Consider the following 16,345-nt stretch of genomic DNA (forward strand, 5'->3'; position numbering starts at 1 on the left):
CAACAAGTTGGCTCTACAGGGGGGAAGAAACAGCATCCAACAACCACTCCCGCAGCGCCCGTATCTTTGGCAATTGCGCCCGTGAAGCCGGGTAGATCAGGTAATAACCAATGCCTTGATTAAGCTCCGTTTTAAACGGCGCCACTAACACCCCGTCTTTCAAACTTTCTCGCACCAGGTTCAGGTCGCCCAAGGCAATTCCCTGTCCACGGGTTGCAGCCGACAACGCCAGGTCCAGGGTGTCGAACGTCTGCCCGCGATGGGAGGCGATGCTTGCGACCCCGGCCGCTTCCAGCCAGCGGCGCCAGCCATTGGCCGGTATGCAATGCAGCAACGGCATCGACTTCAGGTCGGCGGGTTGTGTCAGGCGCTTGGCCATTTCCGGCGAGCACACTGGCGTGAGTCGCTCGGCCATCAACGGAATCGCCTCGACGCCTTTCCAATCGCCGCGGCCGTGAATAATGGCCGCATCAATGTCGCTGTCCTCGAAGCGCGGCTCCCACGCATCGTAGGTGGTGACCCGCACGTCCACGTCGGGCATTAACACCCGAAGGCTAGGCAGCAGTGGCAAAAACCAGCGGGTGGCCAAGGTGGGCGGCATGCGCAAGGTCAATACCTGGCTGGCGGTGCGCAGGTTGTTGCACATGTTAGTCAGGCGTGCAAAAGCGTCATCGACCACCGGCAGTAACGCCTCCGCTTCCGGTGTCATCCGCAGGCCGGTTTTGTGGCGGATAAACAGGATTACCCCCAGGTGCTCTTCCAACTGTTGAATCTGCCGGCTGATCGCGCTCTGGGTGACAAATAACGCCTTGGCGGCACGGCTAAATGTGCCGTAACGCGCCGCCGCGGCGAACACTTCCAGGCCCCGCAGCGGTGGCAGTCGCGATTGAAAATCCGGGTTGTCCGATACATGAGCTGTAGGCATGGATTGCATGAGAATTCACCGCGTTTACTCCTGAGTACAGCGAGCTTAACGTAATTCGTCTCGCTTCCATAAAACCCTCTCACGCATGGATGCCCCTGGCTTCGTGAGTGCTGAAGACACCGTTGTGGGCCACGAACCTTGAATTCATCTGGAGTAGTTGTATGAAGCGCGTAATCGTTGATCAGTCGTTGCTTTGGGCACAGGTAGTTGACGTTGCGAAGGAAGACGCTTTCCTGGAGTTGTCCTCATCCGCTAAAACACGGATTGAAGCGGCCAATACCATCGTGCGCACGGTGGTGGAAAAGAATATTCGCGCCTATGGCGTCAATACCGGGGTTGGCGCGCTTTCCAATACCGTGGTCGCGCCCGCGCAGCAAAGTGCGCTGTCGCGCAATATCTTGATGAGCCACGCGGTGGGGTTGGGCACGCCGTTATCGGTACACGAAACCCGAGCAATCATGGTCTGCGCTATCAATAACTTTGCTCACGGGTATTCCGGGCTGCGCCTGCAATTGGTGGAGCGTCTCGTCGCGCTGCTAAATGCCCGGTGTACGCCGGAAGTCCCGCATCAGGGATCGGTGGGTTACATCAGCCACATGGCACATATCGGCCTGGTGATGATTGGTCAGGGTTATTGCCGGCTCGGCAATGAGCGCTTAACCGCCGCCGCCGCGTTACACCGGCTCGGGCTCGAGCCGTTTGTTTTGCAGGCCAAAGAAGGCTTGTGCCTGGTCAATGGTTCGCCGTGTGTTACCGGTCTTGGCTGTCTGTTGTTGGACCGTTCCTTGCAGTTGATGAACTGGGCCGATGCTATTTCAGCCATGAGTTTTGAGACCCAGCGCTGTCAGATCCGCGCAGTCCATTCGGCACCCATGGCGCTGCGAGCGTCGCCGGGGCAAAGGTACGTGGCTGAGCGTTTGAACCATTGGCTTGACGGTTCGCAAATTCTGGCCGCTGCTGCCGGGCGACAAACTCAAGACGCCCTGAGTTTGCGCAGTATTCCCCACGTCCACGGCGCGGTTCGCGATGCCTGGGCTCAGGTTGCAGTGGTGATTGATCAAGAGTTGGCCAGCGTCACCGATAACCCGGTGGTATGCGGCACCCCTCAGGCGCCGGAAATTTACTCTCAAGCCCATGCGGTCAGCGCTGGCATTGGTTTGGCCATGGATCAATTGGGTATCGGTATGGCGCAGCTGGGGTCAATCTCCGAGCGAAGGATTGATCGCATGGTCAATCCGTTGGTCAACAACCTACCGGCTTTTCTCGCCGGGGAAAGTGGGGTGGAGTCGGGCTTCATGATTGCCCAATACACCGCCGTGTCGTTGGTGGCGCATAACCGGCGTCTGGCGGCACCGGCAAGTCTCGACGGTGGCGTGACGTCAGGTTTGCAGGAAGACATTCTCTGTCACGCAACGCCCGCTGCCCTTAAAGCCCAATTGATTCTCGACAATCTGGAACATGTGTTCGGTATCGAACTGCTGGCCGCTAGCCAAAGTTACGATCTATTGAACAGCACATTGAATCCAGCCCCCCGAACAGCCGCACTGTATCGGGCGCTGCGCAGGGAGATAGCGGTGTATGCCGATGACCGGCCCTTGGGTGAAGACATCGCCAACGCGGCTTCGTTTATTCGCAGCAACAGTCCTGATAGCAGTTTTATTGCGATTGGAGATGAATTGAAGTGCGGCTAAAACAGTAAGTTTTATGATTGAACGTTTAAGTGGGTGCTGGGTTGGCAGTTGCCGCTGCTTGCACGTGTCCACTTTTGTTACATGCGCTTCTCAATATCGACTTGCTAGTACATCAGGGCGCGGTGTTCAAATCGATTATTAAAAATAAACTTATGGTTGGCGAGCGTTTATTTTTCGACGTCAAAAAAATTACATTATAATTATCAATAGATTATCGATTTTTTATGTTTGATTATGGCATTTCTCGAAAATTTGACACTTTTCGTTAACTTTGAAATTATCAATCCATTGCTGGCAGTTGGTATCACTTCGTCCAAGGCTTTCTGGTGAGCGGGTGCTGGCGCTGCCCTCATTTGATCCGATTCGGATCGGGCGGCGATTCATTCTCAGTTACGCTTCATGTTAACTATTTAACAGGGTATCCGTTCGGAACCGTGCGGTAGCGTTGGCGTTAATAAGTGTGAGGCGAGTTTGGTTTAGTGGTCGCCTCCGTTAACAGCGTCAATGCTGACGTTAGGGTTGATGCGGTAGCCATGCCTGAAATTGGGCAGTACTTAATCCCCTCGTGGTTATTTACCTTTACGTTGCTTTAAGTGCCCCTGTTTATAACTTTAGCCTGACATCAAAATGCTCTCCGGCAGTCTTTTGCTGTGAACCAACGTGCGTTGTCGATAACAAAAAAATCAAGACTATCAGCCCCTTTTAATGCGGAGCACGACATCATGTTTGGAAACCAACTGGAAACGCTGTGCGGTTGTGTAATCGGTGGCGCGGGCCCTGCGGGTATGGGGTTGATATTTAACGCGTTGAAAAGCGGCAGTCTGCCGGAGATGGCTCGACATGGCCTGATCATCGTCGACGCCAGTCCCCTTCCAGGCATCGGGCGACTCGGGGACTACCGAATTACGGCGAACTCGGTCGGCGATGTTTTTCTCGATTGCCTGCGTGACCCGGCGTTGCGGGATGTGTTCGAACCGCTGGAGCGCAGCCCGGCGTATTGGCGCATTCGCAATCAGGCGTTTGTTGCTCCGTTGTTGTCGGACGTTGGCGAGTTATTAGCCGAAGCGTCGAAGTTGGTGCTGGACCATCTTGTCGAACATTTCGCCGTAGAAGTATGGCGTAGCACGACGATTACCGAAGTCGTCAGCAGCGCAGATGAATATCAAGTGTGGGTTGAGCACAAGGGTCGCTCCCAAGTGATTCGCTGCCGCTCGTTAGTGCTTAATCTGGGGGGTCATCAGGATCCTCAGCATTTGCTCAATGCGTTGGCTGATCAAGGGCTGGCATTACCGCCAGCCACCAGCGTGCAGAGCGCTGACACGCTGTTGCGCATGAGTGCCCATGATTTGCGTGCTCACTTCGCGCCGACGCTTGCCAAGGGCGGACGTCTGACGGTGGTGGGTGGATCACACAGCGCCTTCTCAATGCTCGAAAACCTCGGCACAGCTTTGCAAAGCGTGGGGCTTGAAGAGTTGACCCTGGTTCATCGGTCTCAGATCCGCTTGTTCTATGAAAGTGTTGAACAGGCACTGGCTAGCGGTTATGTGTTCGACCCGGTAAATGATGTGTGTCCGGTGTCGGGCCGGGTGAATCGCTCTGGCGGCTTGCGTTACAGCGCGCTGGAGGTCGGTCGCAATATTCTCCAATACGGCCGTATCAGTCCAAATGGCGTGCGTGTTCGTTTGTTGCAATCCGGTCCCGGTGTGGGCCAACAGTACGGGCTCGCCAGCCAGGCCTTGGCCGACTCAAGTGTCGTGGTGCAATGCACGGGCTATCAACCGCGGCTTCCTGCGCTGAAATATGCCGATGGCAGCCCGATTAAACTGCGTGAGGTGAAGGGTGGGCTTGATTCGGACCCGTCCGGCTGCCCGCTGGATTCGATCGGTCAGCGCATGCACGGCTTGTATCTTTTTGGGCTGGGCTCGGGCCTGGGTATAGACCCGCGCTTGGGCAGCGAGCCATCGTTTGATGGACGGATCTATGGGGTCTGGCAATTCCATAACGATGCTAGCCGCGTCGCGATAGAGTCGGTTTCGGCACGACTCAGCGTACCTGTCGCTGAAACAGTGGTGCCTGATCGTCGACGCCAGGCGCGGGTGCAAGATGATCGTCCGTTTTTCTGGCCGAGCATGGCCTCCGCGAAGTTCTAAGCGGCATCGAGCGTAACGTTATCAAAATCCCGAGTGGCCCAGACTGCTCGGGATTTTTTTTGTTTTTTTTGCGTCATTCCGTTAAAAGATGATGAGGCTCATTTAACGTTGAATAGCGGGTTTGCGTCCTCTATTCTCTCGGCTCGGGTCATTTCGGCTTGCGCTCAGGCGAAGCCTTTCAGTCGTTCAGCAGGAGGTCGGCAGCGATGCGAATTTTGATTGTTGGAGCCGGTGCGATAGGTGGTTATTTCGGTGGGCGGTTGTTGGAGGCCGCCCGGGACGTGACGTTCTTGGTCAGGCCCGGCCGCGCTCAAGAACTCGACCGTGATGGCTTGGTGGTGCGCAGTCCGTTGGGCAATATCGACTATCCCGCGCCCCCGCATATTGCGAGCCAAGAGCTGAACGGTCCCTATGACCTGATCCTCCTGAGCTGCAAAGCCTACGATCTTGATGCAGCAATGGATTCATTCGCCGCAGCGGTGGGCCCCGACACCGCCATCCTGCCGCTGCTCAATGGCATGGCGCATGTTGATCGCTTGGCTGCACGTTTCAGCAAGGTCAATGTGTTGGGCGGTCAATGCCTGATCTCTGTGGATCGCGACGCGTCGGGCACCATCGTGCACCTTAACGACACCCATCAACTGACCTTTGGTGAGTTGGACGGTCAATCAACAGCCCGGGCCCAGCACATCGCGAGCGCGCTGAGCGGCGCCGGGTTTGAGGCCAAGCTCAGCTTGAGCATTCTTCAGGAAATGTGGGAAAAGTGGTGCTTCATCGCGACGGGCGCGGGCATCACCGGCTCCATGCGCTCGGCCATCGGCGATGTGCTGGTCGCCGGGGGTGAGTGTTTGATTCTTAAATTGTTGGAGGAGTGCGCGCAAGTCGCCGACAGAGCGGGATATCCGATACGCCCCGAGGTGCGCGAACGCTTCGTGAAAATGCTGACCCTGCCGGGCTCCAAAATGACCGCTTCAATGCTGCGTGATGTAGAGCGCGGCGCGGCGATCGAGGTTGAACATGTGTTGGGTGATCTCGTGGCGCGTCGGGATGCAGAAGCACTTGGAACGGCCGATCTGTCGGTGCTGGGGTTTGCGTATACCCACCTGAAAGCGTACGAGGCACGGCGTTTGCGGGGGTAGATATAAATATTCATGAACCGCATTGAAGTCTTCCCGAATGAATTCGGTCCCACAGAGGTGACTGATCTAACACGACGCATCAATCGCCTCGCCAACAAGTTGGCTCCAGATAGTCGCCCGCCTATAGATCGCCGGTGAATTGAATATCAAATTACCGAAAGAGGCCCGGCATGGTGGGGCAAGCCCTTTTGGCGGGACCTTTTTGCGGTTCGGCGCCCCGACGTTTGAAAAAGGTTCCTCGCTGTAAAAGCGAAACCATAAGATCAGCTACCACAAAGGCCGGATATACATACGAAACAAGCGTCAACCCATTGTTTATAAACTAAAATTTATGTTCGCTCCCGCCGCTCCAACACTCGGAAATACCCCAGCACCAGCACTTCAATCAGCATAGCCACACCCAATGCTCCAACACTGATCAAAAACAATAACCGATGATTTCCGCCGCTGGCGTTGAACAGCATTGAATACCCATACCCGGACAACGCCTGAAACAAGGCGAATGCCGTGGTGGCGCGGGTCCAGGCGGCGCCTTGGGCGAGGGGGTCGTTGGGTAGCAGTTGATGGATACGCGCCATCATCAACGGCACGATGCCGGGTGGAAAGGTGCCGATCACGACGGTCAGCGCACCGATCAGAATGGCGTTGTGCGATGTATACAACGTCGCAACTACCGCCGCTTGTACCAGCAAGACCCAACGAATACCCCGCACCGGGCCCAGGTAATCGGCCAGCGCGCTATAAAGTATCGGGCCGATCAACGCGCCTACACCGTATAAAATCCAGTACAGCGCGCCAATGTGAGCGCCTTTGCCCAAGCCACGGGCGACGAAATCCACCAAAAACACCATCAAGGGCACCAGCGCCACTGCCATAAACCCAAACTGCACATAAATCGACTTCAAAAGCAGTGAGTGACCTTTAGCGCGATGGCTTGCCGGCACCGGCGCTTGAGCCGTGACGGACACTGGCAACGCTGCCGGCCAGCCCAGCCAACTGATGGCGGTCAAGAGCGCAGAGAATACGCTTAGGCCAATCCAGGTCTGGCGTAAACCCTGCTCGAGCAAGATCGGAATTAAGGTGCCGGACGCCGCGATGCCCAACCCCAGCCCTAAAAATATTGCGCCGGTGGCAAATCCCTTACGTGCGCTCGGAATATGCGGCAGTACGGTGGAGGCGACGACGACCATGATGGCGCCACCCGCGACGCCGGAGACCAACCGCCAGCCGAAAAACCAACTGAACGATAAGGGCAACGCACAGGCCGCAAACGACAGGGTGACCATCAGCATCATCAGACGCAGGGTGTTGCGGTTACTTAACTGCCTTGCAATTGGCCGACCCACCAATGCGCCGACGAAATACCCTGCCAGGTTGGCGGCGCTGAGGTAAACGATGTCGGAGGTGGCGAACCAATGCGCTTGAATAAGTGACGGGATAAGGGGGGTGTAGGCAAAGCGAGCCAGGCCAATTCCGACAAGGTTGGCGCACATGCCGGCAATGATGGCGTGCCAAGGCATCGACGTAGCGGGCGTCGCACGGGGTGAAGCCGTCAATTCGGTCTGCATGGTCGTGCACTCTGAGTGATCTTTGACAGTGGTGTCATGTTTGACAGGGTAGTCAATATTGACAGTACTGACAAGAATGATGTCCACTCTCTTATCAGTTTTGTTCAGACACTTTTTCGCGGGCCCTTGGAGGGCTTGAATCATGGCGGGTATCAGGCAGTTCGATGAAGACAAAACCCTTGACGTGGCGTTAGGGGTTTTCTGGCAAAAAGGACTAGGTGCTACGTCGATGCAGGATTTGGCGCAAGCGACCGGCGTGCAACGTGGGTCGTTGTATAACGCTTATCAGAGCAAGGAATGCTTGTTTCTGCGGGTGTTCGATGGCTACAAAGCCAAGATGCTCGGCGACATGGGCGCTTCCCTCAACCACCCTTCAATCGACGTGGCGTTGCGAAATTTTCTGGCGTTCAGCATTAGCTCAATGACCCAGGGCTCGCCTACGCGGGGTTGCCTGTCGACCAAAACGGCGGTTGACGAACACAACGCTGATCTCGACACGGTGCGCTCCGCTTTGCAGGGTTTTCTTAATGAAATGGAGGGCCTACTGACTGCCCGGTTCGAGGCCGAGGAGGCGCGGTCAAAATTGGCCATCGCGCCGGTAGACGCGGCCCGGGTGATCGTGACGTTCACCCGGGGGATTGTCGTGCTGGAGCGCATTTACCAAGACGTGGAACGGCTGAGGAAAAACGCTGATTTGATCGTTCAACTGCTGCTTCCCTCCCGCGCTAACTAGCGCAACGCCTCCTGCGCACTACAATCTGCAGAGGGTCTGGTTCTCGGTGAGCAGGAAAAGGTGTGCGTTGACGCCTAACTCTTCCCAAGAACCTGTCTCATATTCTTACGACTTGCCACAGGTTCAGAAGAGGTGAAGACATGCCGGTTAAACACGATTTGTTCAAGGATCTAAACGTCACAAAGGAAGAAATCGCCGCGCTTAGTAGCAAAGATGAAAGGCTCAGCCAATTGCTTGATTCCTACGGCGTCGCGGACGCCGAGGTGGTTGAGGCCGAGTCGGGATCATCGGGAAATATCACCGATGATCAACTTAAAAAGCTCAAGGAAAAACGCCTGTCGGTAAAGGACAAAATCGTCCAGCGCCTGACCCTCTCCGACTGATTACTCGCAACCTGTTTAGGCGCTGCTAGAGGCTGCTATAGGCTGCGGGTGAACGGTTCCCAGACAGATTGCAGCCTTCGGCAGTTCCTACCATTGCAACGCCCCAAGCCAGTTGAATCACTACGGAAATGGACGATGTGAATCGTAGTGATAAGGGAGTAATCATGGACTCTATCCAGTCAATGCGGGTTGTGCTTGGGATTGTCGATCATGGCAGCCTCACAGCTGCGGCAGAAAAACTTGAGGTATCGCTGCCTACGGTGGTCAGGGTATTGGCGTCCATCGAACACCATTTGGGCGTGCGCCTGTTCGAGCGCACCACCCGACAGGTACGACTTACCGAAGAAGGGCGCTTGTACGCCGAGGTTTGCCGCACGGTGATTCGTGAGATTGGGCACATCGAGGATGTGTTTCACGAAAAGGAAAGTGAGCCCAGCGGGGCGTTGAACATTACGGCCCCGGTATTGTTCGGCCGCCTGCATGTGGCGCCCATGCTGAACGGTTTTATGACCCGTTTCCCCAACGTCACCGTGACCCTGAACCTGATTGATCGGGTGACCGATTTGCTGGAGGAGGGGATAGACATCGCGGTGCGCATCGGTCATGTCACGGCACCGGATCTGGTCGTCGCGAAAGTGGGCCAAGTGCGCCGTTACCTGTGTGCAAGCCCGGCCTTGCTGGCGGTGCTAAAAACCATCAAGACCCCGGCTGACCTTGGCTGCGCCCCGTTTATTCGCATGGGTGGTGGGGTGCCTGGCGCGCAGTTGACGCTCCAGGAACACGGCAAACCGCTGACGGTGAAAATGAGCAACATCAAGATGACCACTAACAATGCGGACGCAGCTATCTCGGCGTGCCTGTCCGGTGTCGGCGTGGGGTTTTTCCTGTCTTATCAGGTTCAGGCATTGCTTGACGATGGAGCGCTGCAACGGCTGCTGATCGATTACCAGCCTGAGCCGTTGCCGGTATCGTTGGTGTACCTGCCGGCGCGGCGGGTGTCGATTTGTTCACGGGCCTTTATCAGCTGGGCCAAGGAAAAACTCGGCGAACGCTTGGTTCGTTTCGAGAGCCCCTAGCGCTTGTGATTTACCAGGTGTGAACCGCGACGATAAAAAAGGCCCTGTCGTTCACAGGGCCTTTCATGTGCCGCGCTATGCATCAGTGCAACTGACTACCCCAGCCCATGAGTTGAGCCTGGGTTGCTCGGCGCGTTGCTCGATTGCCCGCCCTCTGGTGGCTGCCCGCTAAAGGCTTGATGGTCTGAAGATGCGCCATTGTGCGGCGTATCCTTGTCCGCATCGGCGAGGGGCTTCTTCACTTCATTGGCCATGTCCTTACCGATTTCGGTGGCCTTGTCGTAGCCTTCGCTGGCCATTTGTTTCGCCTTGTCCGTCAGCGAATCGCTGGCGTGGCCCATCATCTGATTTTCCTTATCAGTGATGGGCAATGCAGCACCGGCCATCGCGCCCAGTGCAATACCAATGGCCGCCAGTGCCAAGGGTTGCTCATTGAGCAAGTAGTTGAAGCTGGATTTCACTTTCTCGGACTGTTGGCGCAGGGCGTGGGTCGCGTCGTGCGAACCCCTGTTCATCTGCTGCCCGGTCGAGGACATTTTATCCGTGACACTGTCAGTCAGGTGGCCGGCCTTGTCCTTGAGGCGGCTCGCGCCATCCTGGAGGTCATGAGCCTTGTCCTGCACTTTCGCTTTGACGTTGCCCAAGGTGTCAGAGACCTTGTCGGCCATGTCGCTGATGCGGTTACCCAAGCTGTCGAACATCGACGGACCCGACGACCCGGTGGAGTAGTTCGGGCTTTTATTGGAACCCATCATCAACCACAGTACGCCGATCGACGTGAGCAGCGTCGGCACCGGATTGGCCTTAATGGTTTTACCGAGATTGTTGAAAAACTCACCGCCATTACCGCGCGTGAACGACATCACTTGGTCAACCAACTGGCCGGGAGACAGTTTGCTTTCCAGGGCGTCGACAATGCTGCCGATACTCGACCGTTGCGCGTCGATTTCTCGCTCCAGGGATTCCGGGCTTTTCTGGGACTCGACGTCCAGACTGCTGGCACCCGGAGGGCTGGTTTGGTAACCGGTGTTGTCATACCGATTGTCTTCAAAACTGCTGTCAGTACTCATGAGACTTTCCTCTGAATGGCTTCCTTATCCTTTTGCAAGGAGTTCACCGTGCGCTCGGGCGTGAAGCGGGTGGCATCGAACGATTTTTTGCCGGCTTGCAGCATGATTACGCCGATGACCATGACCACCACGCCGACAATCAGCGCGGCTAGCCACGGGGCCATCAGCATTGCCAGCGCATACACCGCTGACATCAGCAAGATGATCAGCCCGGCGAACAGCACCATGGCGCCCCCCGCAACGGCGGCGATGCCAGCCTTGGTGGAGTTGATCGATTCGTTGATTTCGGCTTTGGCCAAGGCCAGCTCTTTGGTGACCAGCGCCGGTACTTCGTGGGCCAACTGGCGAATCAGGCCGATGATCGACGTTTCGTTTTCAGGTATGCCGCTCGGCGGCGTCTGTGGACTGATGGCCATCACACCTCTCCTTTGGACAGACCGTCGCTGGGCAGGTCTTCAGATGAGTGCCCGGGGCCAAAGGCTTTCTCGCTGAGCGGCGGCGGTGAAAAGCTGTCAGGCACCCCAGGCCGTGCGCTGTGGTAAACGTCGTCGGTGTTCGGCGGCGGGGTTGGAGAACCCTGAGCCATGCCAGAGGTAGACGGCTCGGTTTTGTAGCCGGATCCGCTGTGCGTATCAGCGGTAGGAGACGGTGTTTTCGAGGCTCCCATCCCCGATGAAGCGCCCGAGCTTGAGGCTTTCAAAAACCGCGACAGGCCAAACCCGACGGCGACGCTGCCGGTCAGGAACAACGCTGGATTGTCTCGGGCCAGTTGACCGGCCTGGCGTAACAGTTCATCGGCACTTTTACCGCGCAAATTGTCCGCCAGGCTAGTCATGCCTTGGGCGATATCAGTGACGTAATGGGACAAGCCCAACGTGTCGTTTTCTTGAAATTGTTCCGCTGCCGATTTGGCGGTTTGCGCCAAATTATTGATTTGGTCGGCCGCCGTATCCCGGTACTGCTCGAACTGAGCTGCACCGTGTTCCTTGGCGCCCTGAAGCGCGGCTTTTGCATCGTCTTGCAACGTCTGCAAGTGCTCCGCAGCGCCCGGCTTATCGCCTTGGTCGCTACCGCTGGTTGAGTTCTCGTAGGTCGTGGCCATCGTCATTCACCGTCGTTTATGCCCTTAAAAGTAAAGGAGAACGTTCCGCTCACAGTAACTTCGAGCAGCGCGTCTTCTGGCTTACAAAAGGTGGACTGAGGGATTTCCGGCGGAGTTCGAGGCGGCAGACAAATGGTATTGCGTGGCAAAACGATGGCGAAACCGAGGGAGAAAAACGAGGCAAAAAAAACGGCGTCATCAAGACGCCGGATTGCCTATCTGACACAGCGTCAGACAGCTCAGAAGGGGGTGTACGCAGTTACGAATTCATTGTGGATCTTGCTGTGGAGCAATCTCGGCCTGGATACGTTTATAAATCTCTTCGCGATGCACAGAAACATTTTTAGGTGCGTTGATGCCTAGCCGGACCTGAAGGCCCTGAACGCCAAGAATCGTGACGGTGATCTCGTCACCAATGTTTATGCTTTCGCCTACTTTTCGGGTGAGTATCAACATAATCTTTTCCTTGATGGCCTCTTGAAGCGCCTCTACCAAGAGGCTAGCGTGTGCCGTGCGGGGGTGATTGTTGCCGAGTACGTCCAAATGCGTCCATCAATAAGACGTCATAAGGGCATATTTAATTCCTTTGAACGCTTTATCTGCCATCAAGTCGTGGTTTCGGTGCTTAAAGAAGCTTACGCAGGTCAGGCTTTTTTTTGAACCTCGGCGTTAGCTTATCCCGTTAATTGTCAGGTAATTGTCAGGTAATTGACGGCAAGTGCTAACGCTCTGAACTAATTCCGCCAACTTTTGCTTTTTAGTGCAGGGGCTTAACACAGCGCAATCGGACTATCCATGAGCACTTCCCTCGACCACTACCAGCGCGAGCGTGATTTCGAAGCGACCCCCGGAACCGTCCGGCGTGCCCCGTGGAAAACGTTCAGGCCCACGTAAAAAAATAGCTCACGTCTTACAGTTCTGTATCCAAAAGCATGATGCCACCCGTCTGCATTATGACTTTCGCTTGGAAATCGACGGGACGCTGTTTTACCTGTTCGACATGCCGTACTTGAACGGCATGGACGTGCGCGACGTGCCGGTGGAACAGCGGCGAGCGGCGTTGTCGGCGCTCGGCACGCACCCGCGAGGGATTGCCGATTTCAGTGCCGGTGTACCGCGATGAGGTCGCTGAACGCAAGGGCGCCGATGGCTGGAATATCCATCACTTCATGGAGCGCATGGCTGATCAGGAGCAATACCCGTGGGCCGAGTATTGGAATACCCGGCAAACCATCACCGCAGACATGCGTAAACGGCTCGGGTTGAAGCGAGGCTGACGATCGTGCCTAGGGGCGCAGGCACGATCGATCAGGTGCGTCAGACGAAGTGGGACAAGAGCAAAATGAACCCCAGCGCGACCACCGACAGAATGGTTTCCATCGCGGTCCAGGTTTTGAAGGTTTCAGCGACGGTCATGTTGAAGTACTGCTTCACCAACCAGAAACCTGCATCGTTAACGTGCGACAAAATCAACGAACCGGCGCCAGTGGCCAATACCAGCAGTTCGCGGTTAACCCCAGGAACCAAGCCCACCACCGGTGCAGCAATACCGGCGCCGGTAATGATCGCGACGGTGGCAGAGCCTGTGGCAACTCGTACCACTGCTGCCACCAGCCACGCTAATAGAATCGGCGAGATTTCAGCGCGAACGGCCATGTGGCCGATCACATCACCGACACCGCTGGCCACCAGCATTTGTTTGAAACCACCACCGGCACCCACGATCATCACGATGGCAGCAACCGGTGCCAAGCTCTGATCCAATAGCTTCAAGATTTCCTGACGGGAGAAACCGCGCGCCGCGCCGAAGGTGTAAAACGCCAGCAGCAGGGCGGCCAGCAGGGCGGTGATCGGGTGACCGATCAAGTCCATCCACACGCGGATCGAGCTGTTGTCTGCCAAGGTGATGTCGGACAGCGTTTTGAGCAGCATCAAAAACACCGGCAACAGAATCGTTACCACGGTGATGGTGAAACTCGGCAGGTTTTCAGATTTCGACTCTTGTGCAATCTGGTCCATCAACGCTTGGTTTGGCGTTCCTGGCACGTACTTGGAAATCCATGTGCCGTAGATCGGACCGGCGATCATTGCGGTCGGCAATGCCACGATCAGGCCATAGAAAATGGTTTTGCCGATGTCGGCGTTGTACACCCCAATTGCCAACAACGGGCCAGGGTGCGGCGGTACCAAGCCGTGCACGGCAGACAGGCCAGCGAGCAACGGAATGCCGATTTTGACGATGGACAGGCCGGTGCGCCGTGCAACGATGAACACCAGCGGGATCAGCAGCACAAAGCCGATTTCGAAGAACAGCGGGATGCCCACCAGAAACGCGGAAAACATCATCGCCCAATGCACACGATTCTTGCCGAACACCCGAACCAGGGTTTGCGCGATTTGATCGGCGCCGCCGGAGTCAGCCATCAGCTTGCCGAGCATTGTGCCCAGCGCCAGTAAGATGCCGACGAAGCCGAGCACGCCACCGAAGCCGTCCTGGAAGGACTTCATCACCTTGTCCACCGGCATGCCCGAGGTCAACCCAAGGAAGCCCGAAGCGAGGGTCAGTGCAACGAATGGGTGGACTTTAAACCGGGTGATCAACAGCACAAGGGCGATGATGGTCACCAGTGCATCGACGAGCAAGTACGTCTCTTGGGTCATACCGAACATGGGGTGCCTCTCCAATTGTCTTTGTTTTTATGGCGGCGTTATGGCTGCCGCGAGGCTTTCCACCAGGCCGCAGCTTGTTCGCCCAATGTATCGATGGGAAGCGTAGCGTCAACGGCCAGGGTCAGGGGTTCGCCGTTAGGCGGCTCAAGGGTCGCGAACTGGCTGTCGACCAGACTCGCAGGCATGAAGTGACCAGGGCGGTGTTCGCATCGTTCAATCGCGACTTCCTTGGTCAACTCAAGAAACACGAAGCCCAGCGCCGGTACCGCATGGCGCAGGGTTTCACGGTAACTGTGTTTGAGTGCGGAGCAGGTCAGCACCGGGAGTTCGCCGTTCTGCACGGCAGTCGCCAGCTCTTGGCCCAAACGGGTCAGCCACCCGGCACGGTCTTCGTCATTGAGGGGGATGCCGGCGCTCATCTTTTCGATGTTAGCGGCAGGGTGAAAGGCATCGCCTTCAATCAGGCGGCCGCCGCTGCGTGCGGCAATAGCGGCACCGACCACGCTTTTGCCGCAGCCGGAAACACCCATCACCACGAGGGCGGAAATAGCAGTATTCATAATCACCTCAGCTGAAGACAGCGCTATCTTTGGCGGCTTGAATAAAAGCCTGGCCAGGCTGCTTCCAGTTCTTGTCATTGTTTTGGGTAGATCAAATTGATCGTCAGGCGCTGCATACATTGCTCGTACCCGTTTCGGTGCGAATAAGTAGCGAGGAAAAAAATATTGCGAGGGTTCGCGAGACAGCGCTACCTTAGAGCCCCTTGGTAACATTTTGCAACCCCTCTGAATTATTGGCAGCGCATGACACGCATTGGTTCCCGTTCCACCGGCCGTCCGACCCTCAATGAGGTCGCTCGGCTGGCCGCCGTTTCGCCCATTACCGCCTCGCGAGCGTTGCGGGGCGTGACCACGGTGGCGCCCGAGCTGGTAGAAAAAGTCCGTGCTGCGGCGCTGAGCCTGGGCTATGTCGCCAACCCGGCGGCGCGGGCACTGGCGTCGTCGCAAAGTCAGACGGTGGTGGTGCTGGTACCGTCGTTGTCTAACCAGCTGTTCATCGAAACCCTCGAAGCGATTCAAGGTGTACTGCGCACGCGGGGGCTGGAAGTGGTGATCGGTAACTATCACTACTCGCCTATCGAAGAAGAGGGTTTGCTGCGCAACTATTTGGCGAACCGCCCGCGTGGGCTATTGCTGACCGGTTTCGACCACACCCCAGCCGTACGTGAACTGCTCGCGGCCAGCGGCGTGCCGTGCGTACACATGATGGAACTGGACAGCGTGCGCGGCGCGTATTGCGTGGGGTTTTCCCAAGAGCAGGCGGGGGCCGAAGCCGCTCGGCATTTACTGGCGCGCGGTCGCCGTCGATTGGCCTATATGTCGGCGCAACTCGACCCACGGGTGTTGCAGCGAGGCGAAGGTTTCCGTCGGGTGCTGCATGACGCGGGCTTGTACGACCCGGCGCTGGAGGTGAGATCGCCGCTGCCGTCGTCCATTGGGTTAGGGGGAGAGTTATTCGCGAAATTGCTGGAAGAGCACCCGGACGTGGATGCGGTGTTCTTCTGCAACGACGACCTGGCCCAGGGCGCAACGCTGGAGGCGCTGAGGCGGGGTATCAAAATTCCGCAGCAAGTCTCGCTGATTGGTTTCAATGATCTGCCGGGTTCAGCACACATGGTCCCGCGCCTGACGTCGATTCGCACCCCAAGAGAGGCGGTCGGCCAACGCGCGGCGCAGTTGCTGTTGGGATTGATCGAAGGCATCGCCCAAGAAACCCAAGTGGATTTGGGGTTTGAATTGGTCGTGCGGGAGAGCACCTGATGACACACCGCATTGATC

The 16,345-nt window shown here is 56.7% G+C and carries 17 protein-coding genes; 9 read left to right on the plus strand and 8 right to left on the minus strand.

The features are described 5' to 3' along the window. Nucleotides 1-13: 13 nt before the first annotated feature. A complete protein-coding gene (locus RHM59_RS01915) occupies nucleotides 14-934 on the minus strand; it encodes a LysR substrate-binding domain-containing protein (RefSeq protein WP_322285826.1) in 921 nt (306 codons plus the stop codon). Between the two features lie 152 nt (nucleotides 935-1,086). Here RHM59_RS01915 and RHM59_RS01920 point away from each other — a divergent pair, with 152 nt between their 5' ends. The 3 genes from RHM59_RS01920 (at nucleotide 1,087) to RHM59_RS01930 (ending at nucleotide 5,905) form a co-directional block, all read left to right on the plus strand. Next, complete coding sequence (locus RHM59_RS01920; RefSeq protein WP_322285827.1) at nucleotides 1,087-2,616, plus strand: histidine ammonia-lyase; 1,530 nt, start codon at nucleotides 1,087-1,089, stop codon at nucleotides 2,614-2,616. A 722-nt stretch (nucleotides 2,617-3,338) separates the two neighbouring features. Continuing rightward, nucleotides 3,339-4,766 carry a pyridine nucleotide-disulfide oxidoreductase gene (locus RHM59_RS01925; RefSeq protein WP_322285828.1) on the plus strand — a complete coding sequence of 476 codons (1,428 nt, stop codon included), beginning with the start codon at nucleotides 3,339-3,341 and terminating at the stop codon, nucleotides 4,764-4,766. A gap of 206 nt (nucleotides 4,767-4,972) precedes the next feature. After that, nucleotides 4,973-5,905 (plus strand): ketopantoate reductase family protein, encoded by a 933-nt coding sequence (locus RHM59_RS01930; RefSeq protein ID WP_322285829.1) that lies wholly within the window; start codon nucleotides 4,973-4,975, stop codon nucleotides 5,903-5,905. Between the two features lie 329 nt (nucleotides 5,906-6,234). Here the strand turns inward: RHM59_RS01930 and RHM59_RS01935 are convergent, their stop codons facing one another. Next, nucleotides 6,235-7,473 carry a YbfB/YjiJ family MFS transporter gene (locus tag RHM59_RS01935; protein WP_322164940.1) on the minus strand — a complete coding sequence of 413 codons (1,239 nt, stop codon included), beginning with the start codon at nucleotides 7,471-7,473 and terminating at the stop codon, nucleotides 6,235-6,237. Nucleotides 7,474-7,615: 142 nt separating this feature from the next. Between RHM59_RS01935 and RHM59_RS01940 the strand changes: the two genes are divergently transcribed. From RHM59_RS01940 to RHM59_RS01950, 3 genes are all read left to right on the plus strand, one after another. After that, nucleotides 7,616-8,206 (plus strand): TetR/AcrR family transcriptional regulator, encoded by a 591-nt coding sequence (locus RHM59_RS01940; RefSeq protein WP_322164939.1) that lies wholly within the window; start codon nucleotides 7,616-7,618, stop codon nucleotides 8,204-8,206. Between the two features lie 140 nt (nucleotides 8,207-8,346). Continuing rightward, nucleotides 8,347-8,589 carry a DUF465 domain-containing protein gene (locus tag RHM59_RS01945; protein WP_322164938.1) on the plus strand — a complete coding sequence of 81 codons (243 nt, stop codon included), beginning with the start codon at nucleotides 8,347-8,349 and terminating at the stop codon, nucleotides 8,587-8,589. 164 nt (nucleotides 8,590-8,753) lie between these two features. Beyond that, the gene (locus tag RHM59_RS01950; RefSeq protein ID WP_322164937.1) at nucleotides 8,754-9,665 is read left to right on the plus strand and encodes a LysR family transcriptional regulator; all 912 of its coding nucleotides are present in this window, start codon (nucleotides 8,754-8,756) and stop codon (nucleotides 9,663-9,665) included. Between the two features lie 95 nt (nucleotides 9,666-9,760). Here RHM59_RS01950 and RHM59_RS01955 read toward each other — a convergent pair whose 3' ends face one another. The 4 genes from RHM59_RS01955 to csrA all read right to left on the minus strand — a co-directional run bounded on the left by RHM59_RS01955 (nucleotide 9,761) and on the right by csrA (nucleotide 12,293). Then, on the minus strand, nucleotides 9,761-10,735 hold the full coding sequence (locus RHM59_RS01955; RefSeq protein WP_322164936.1) for a DUF3618 domain-containing protein: 975 nt from the start codon (nucleotides 10,733-10,735) through the stop codon (nucleotides 9,761-9,763). Further along, on the minus strand, nucleotides 10,732-11,151 hold the full coding sequence (locus RHM59_RS01960) for a phage holin family protein (RefSeq protein WP_322164935.1): 420 nt from the start codon (nucleotides 11,149-11,151) through the stop codon (nucleotides 10,732-10,734). The genes RHM59_RS01955 and RHM59_RS01960 overlap by 4 nt, the downstream gene beginning before the upstream one ends. Next, nucleotides 11,151-11,837: a hypothetical protein gene (locus RHM59_RS01965; protein WP_322285830.1), complete on the minus strand. Its 687-nt coding sequence runs from the start codon at nucleotides 11,835-11,837 to the stop codon at nucleotides 11,151-11,153. Before RHM59_RS01965 ends, RHM59_RS01960 begins: the two co-directional genes overlap by 1 nt. A 267-nt stretch (nucleotides 11,838-12,104) precedes the next feature. Further along, on the minus strand, nucleotides 12,105-12,293 hold the full coding sequence (csrA, locus tag RHM59_RS01970) for a carbon storage regulator CsrA (RefSeq protein WP_297843550.1): 189 nt from the start codon (nucleotides 12,291-12,293) through the stop codon (nucleotides 12,105-12,107). Between the two features lie 508 nt (nucleotides 12,294-12,801). On the opposite strand from csrA, the gene RHM59_RS01980 reads away from it, so the two are divergent. Both RHM59_RS01980 and RHM59_RS01985 read left to right on the plus strand, forming a co-directional pair. Next, on the plus strand, nucleotides 12,802-12,960 hold the full coding sequence (locus tag RHM59_RS01980) for a hypothetical protein (protein ID WP_322286760.1): 159 nt from the start codon (nucleotides 12,802-12,804) through the stop codon (nucleotides 12,958-12,960). Further along, the gene (locus RHM59_RS01985; protein ID WP_322164933.1) at nucleotides 12,941-13,114 is read left to right on the plus strand and encodes a hypothetical protein; all 174 of its coding nucleotides are present in this window, start codon (nucleotides 12,941-12,943) and stop codon (nucleotides 13,112-13,114) included. Before RHM59_RS01980 ends, RHM59_RS01985 begins: the two co-directional genes overlap by 20 nt. 40 nt (nucleotides 13,115-13,154) lie before the next feature. Here RHM59_RS01985 and RHM59_RS01990 read toward each other — a convergent pair whose 3' ends face one another. Both RHM59_RS01990 and RHM59_RS01995 read right to left on the minus strand, forming a co-directional pair. Then, nucleotides 13,155-14,507 carry a GntP family permease gene (locus tag RHM59_RS01990; protein ID WP_322164932.1) on the minus strand — a complete coding sequence of 451 codons (1,353 nt, stop codon included), beginning with the start codon at nucleotides 14,505-14,507 and terminating at the stop codon, nucleotides 13,155-13,157. A gap of 38 nt (nucleotides 14,508-14,545) precedes the next feature. Then, nucleotides 14,546-15,037, minus strand: a complete 492-nt coding sequence (locus tag RHM59_RS01995) for a gluconokinase (RefSeq protein WP_322171006.1) — start codon at nucleotides 15,035-15,037, stop codon at nucleotides 14,546-14,548. Nucleotides 15,038-15,310: 273 nt separating this feature from the next. Between RHM59_RS01995 and RHM59_RS02000 the strand changes: the two genes are divergently transcribed. Continuing rightward, nucleotides 15,311-16,327, plus strand: coding sequence for a LacI family DNA-binding transcriptional regulator (locus tag RHM59_RS02000; protein WP_322285831.1), 1,017 nt, complete (start codon nucleotides 15,311-15,313; stop codon nucleotides 16,325-16,327). Nucleotides 16,328-16,345 lie beyond the last annotated feature (18 nt).

Source organism: Pseudomonas sp. MH10, assembly GCF_034353045.1.
Lineage (GTDB): Bacteria > Pseudomonadota > Gammaproteobacteria > Pseudomonadales > Pseudomonadaceae > Aquipseudomonas.

Coding starts and splice junctions, on each gene's coding strand:
- RHM59_RS01915 (WP_322285826.1), bottom strand. CDS start 934: ATGCAATCCATGCCTACAGCTCATGTATCGGACAACCCGGATTTTCAA.
- RHM59_RS01940 (WP_322164939.1), top strand. CDS start 7,616: ATGGCGGGTATCAGGCAGTTCGATGAAGACAAAACCCTTGACGTGGCG.
- RHM59_RS01925 (WP_322285828.1), top strand. CDS start 3,339: ATGTTTGGAAACCAACTGGAAACGCTGTGCGGTTGTGTAATCGGTGGC.
- RHM59_RS01930 (WP_322285829.1), top strand. CDS start 4,973: ATGCGAATTTTGATTGTTGGAGCCGGTGCGATAGGTGGTTATTTCGGT.
- RHM59_RS01920 (WP_322285827.1), top strand. CDS start 1,087: ATGAAGCGCGTAATCGTTGATCAGTCGTTGCTTTGGGCACAGGTAGTT.
- RHM59_RS01935 (WP_322164940.1), bottom strand. CDS start 7,473: ATGCAGACCGAATTGACGGCTTCACCCCGTGCGACGCCCGCTACGTCG.
- RHM59_RS01960 (WP_322164935.1), bottom strand. CDS start 11,151: ATGGCCATCAGTCCACAGACGCCGCCGAGCGGCATACCTGAAAACGAA.
- RHM59_RS01995 (WP_322171006.1), bottom strand. CDS start 15,037: ATGGGTGTTTCCGGCTGCGGCAAAAGCGTGGTCGGTGCCGCTATTGCC.
- RHM59_RS01955 (WP_322164936.1), bottom strand. CDS start 10,735: ATGAGTACTGACAGCAGTTTTGAAGACAATCGGTATGACAACACCGGT.
- RHM59_RS02000 (WP_322285831.1), top strand. CDS start 15,311: ATGACACGCATTGGTTCCCGTTCCACCGGCCGTCCGACCCTCAATGAG.
- RHM59_RS01965 (WP_322285830.1), bottom strand. CDS start 11,837: ATGGCCACGACCTACGAGAACTCAACCAGCGGTAGCGACCAAGGCGAT.
- csrA (WP_297843550.1), bottom strand. CDS start 12,293: ATGTTGATACTCACCCGAAAAGTAGGCGAAAGCATAAACATTGGTGAC.
- RHM59_RS01990 (WP_322164932.1), bottom strand. CDS start 14,507: ATGTTCGGTATGACCCAAGAGACGTACTTGCTCGTCGATGCACTGGTG.
- RHM59_RS01945 (WP_322164938.1), top strand. CDS start 8,347: ATGCCGGTTAAACACGATTTGTTCAAGGATCTAAACGTCACAAAGGAA.
- RHM59_RS01950 (WP_322164937.1), top strand. CDS start 8,754: ATGGACTCTATCCAGTCAATGCGGGTTGTGCTTGGGATTGTCGATCAT.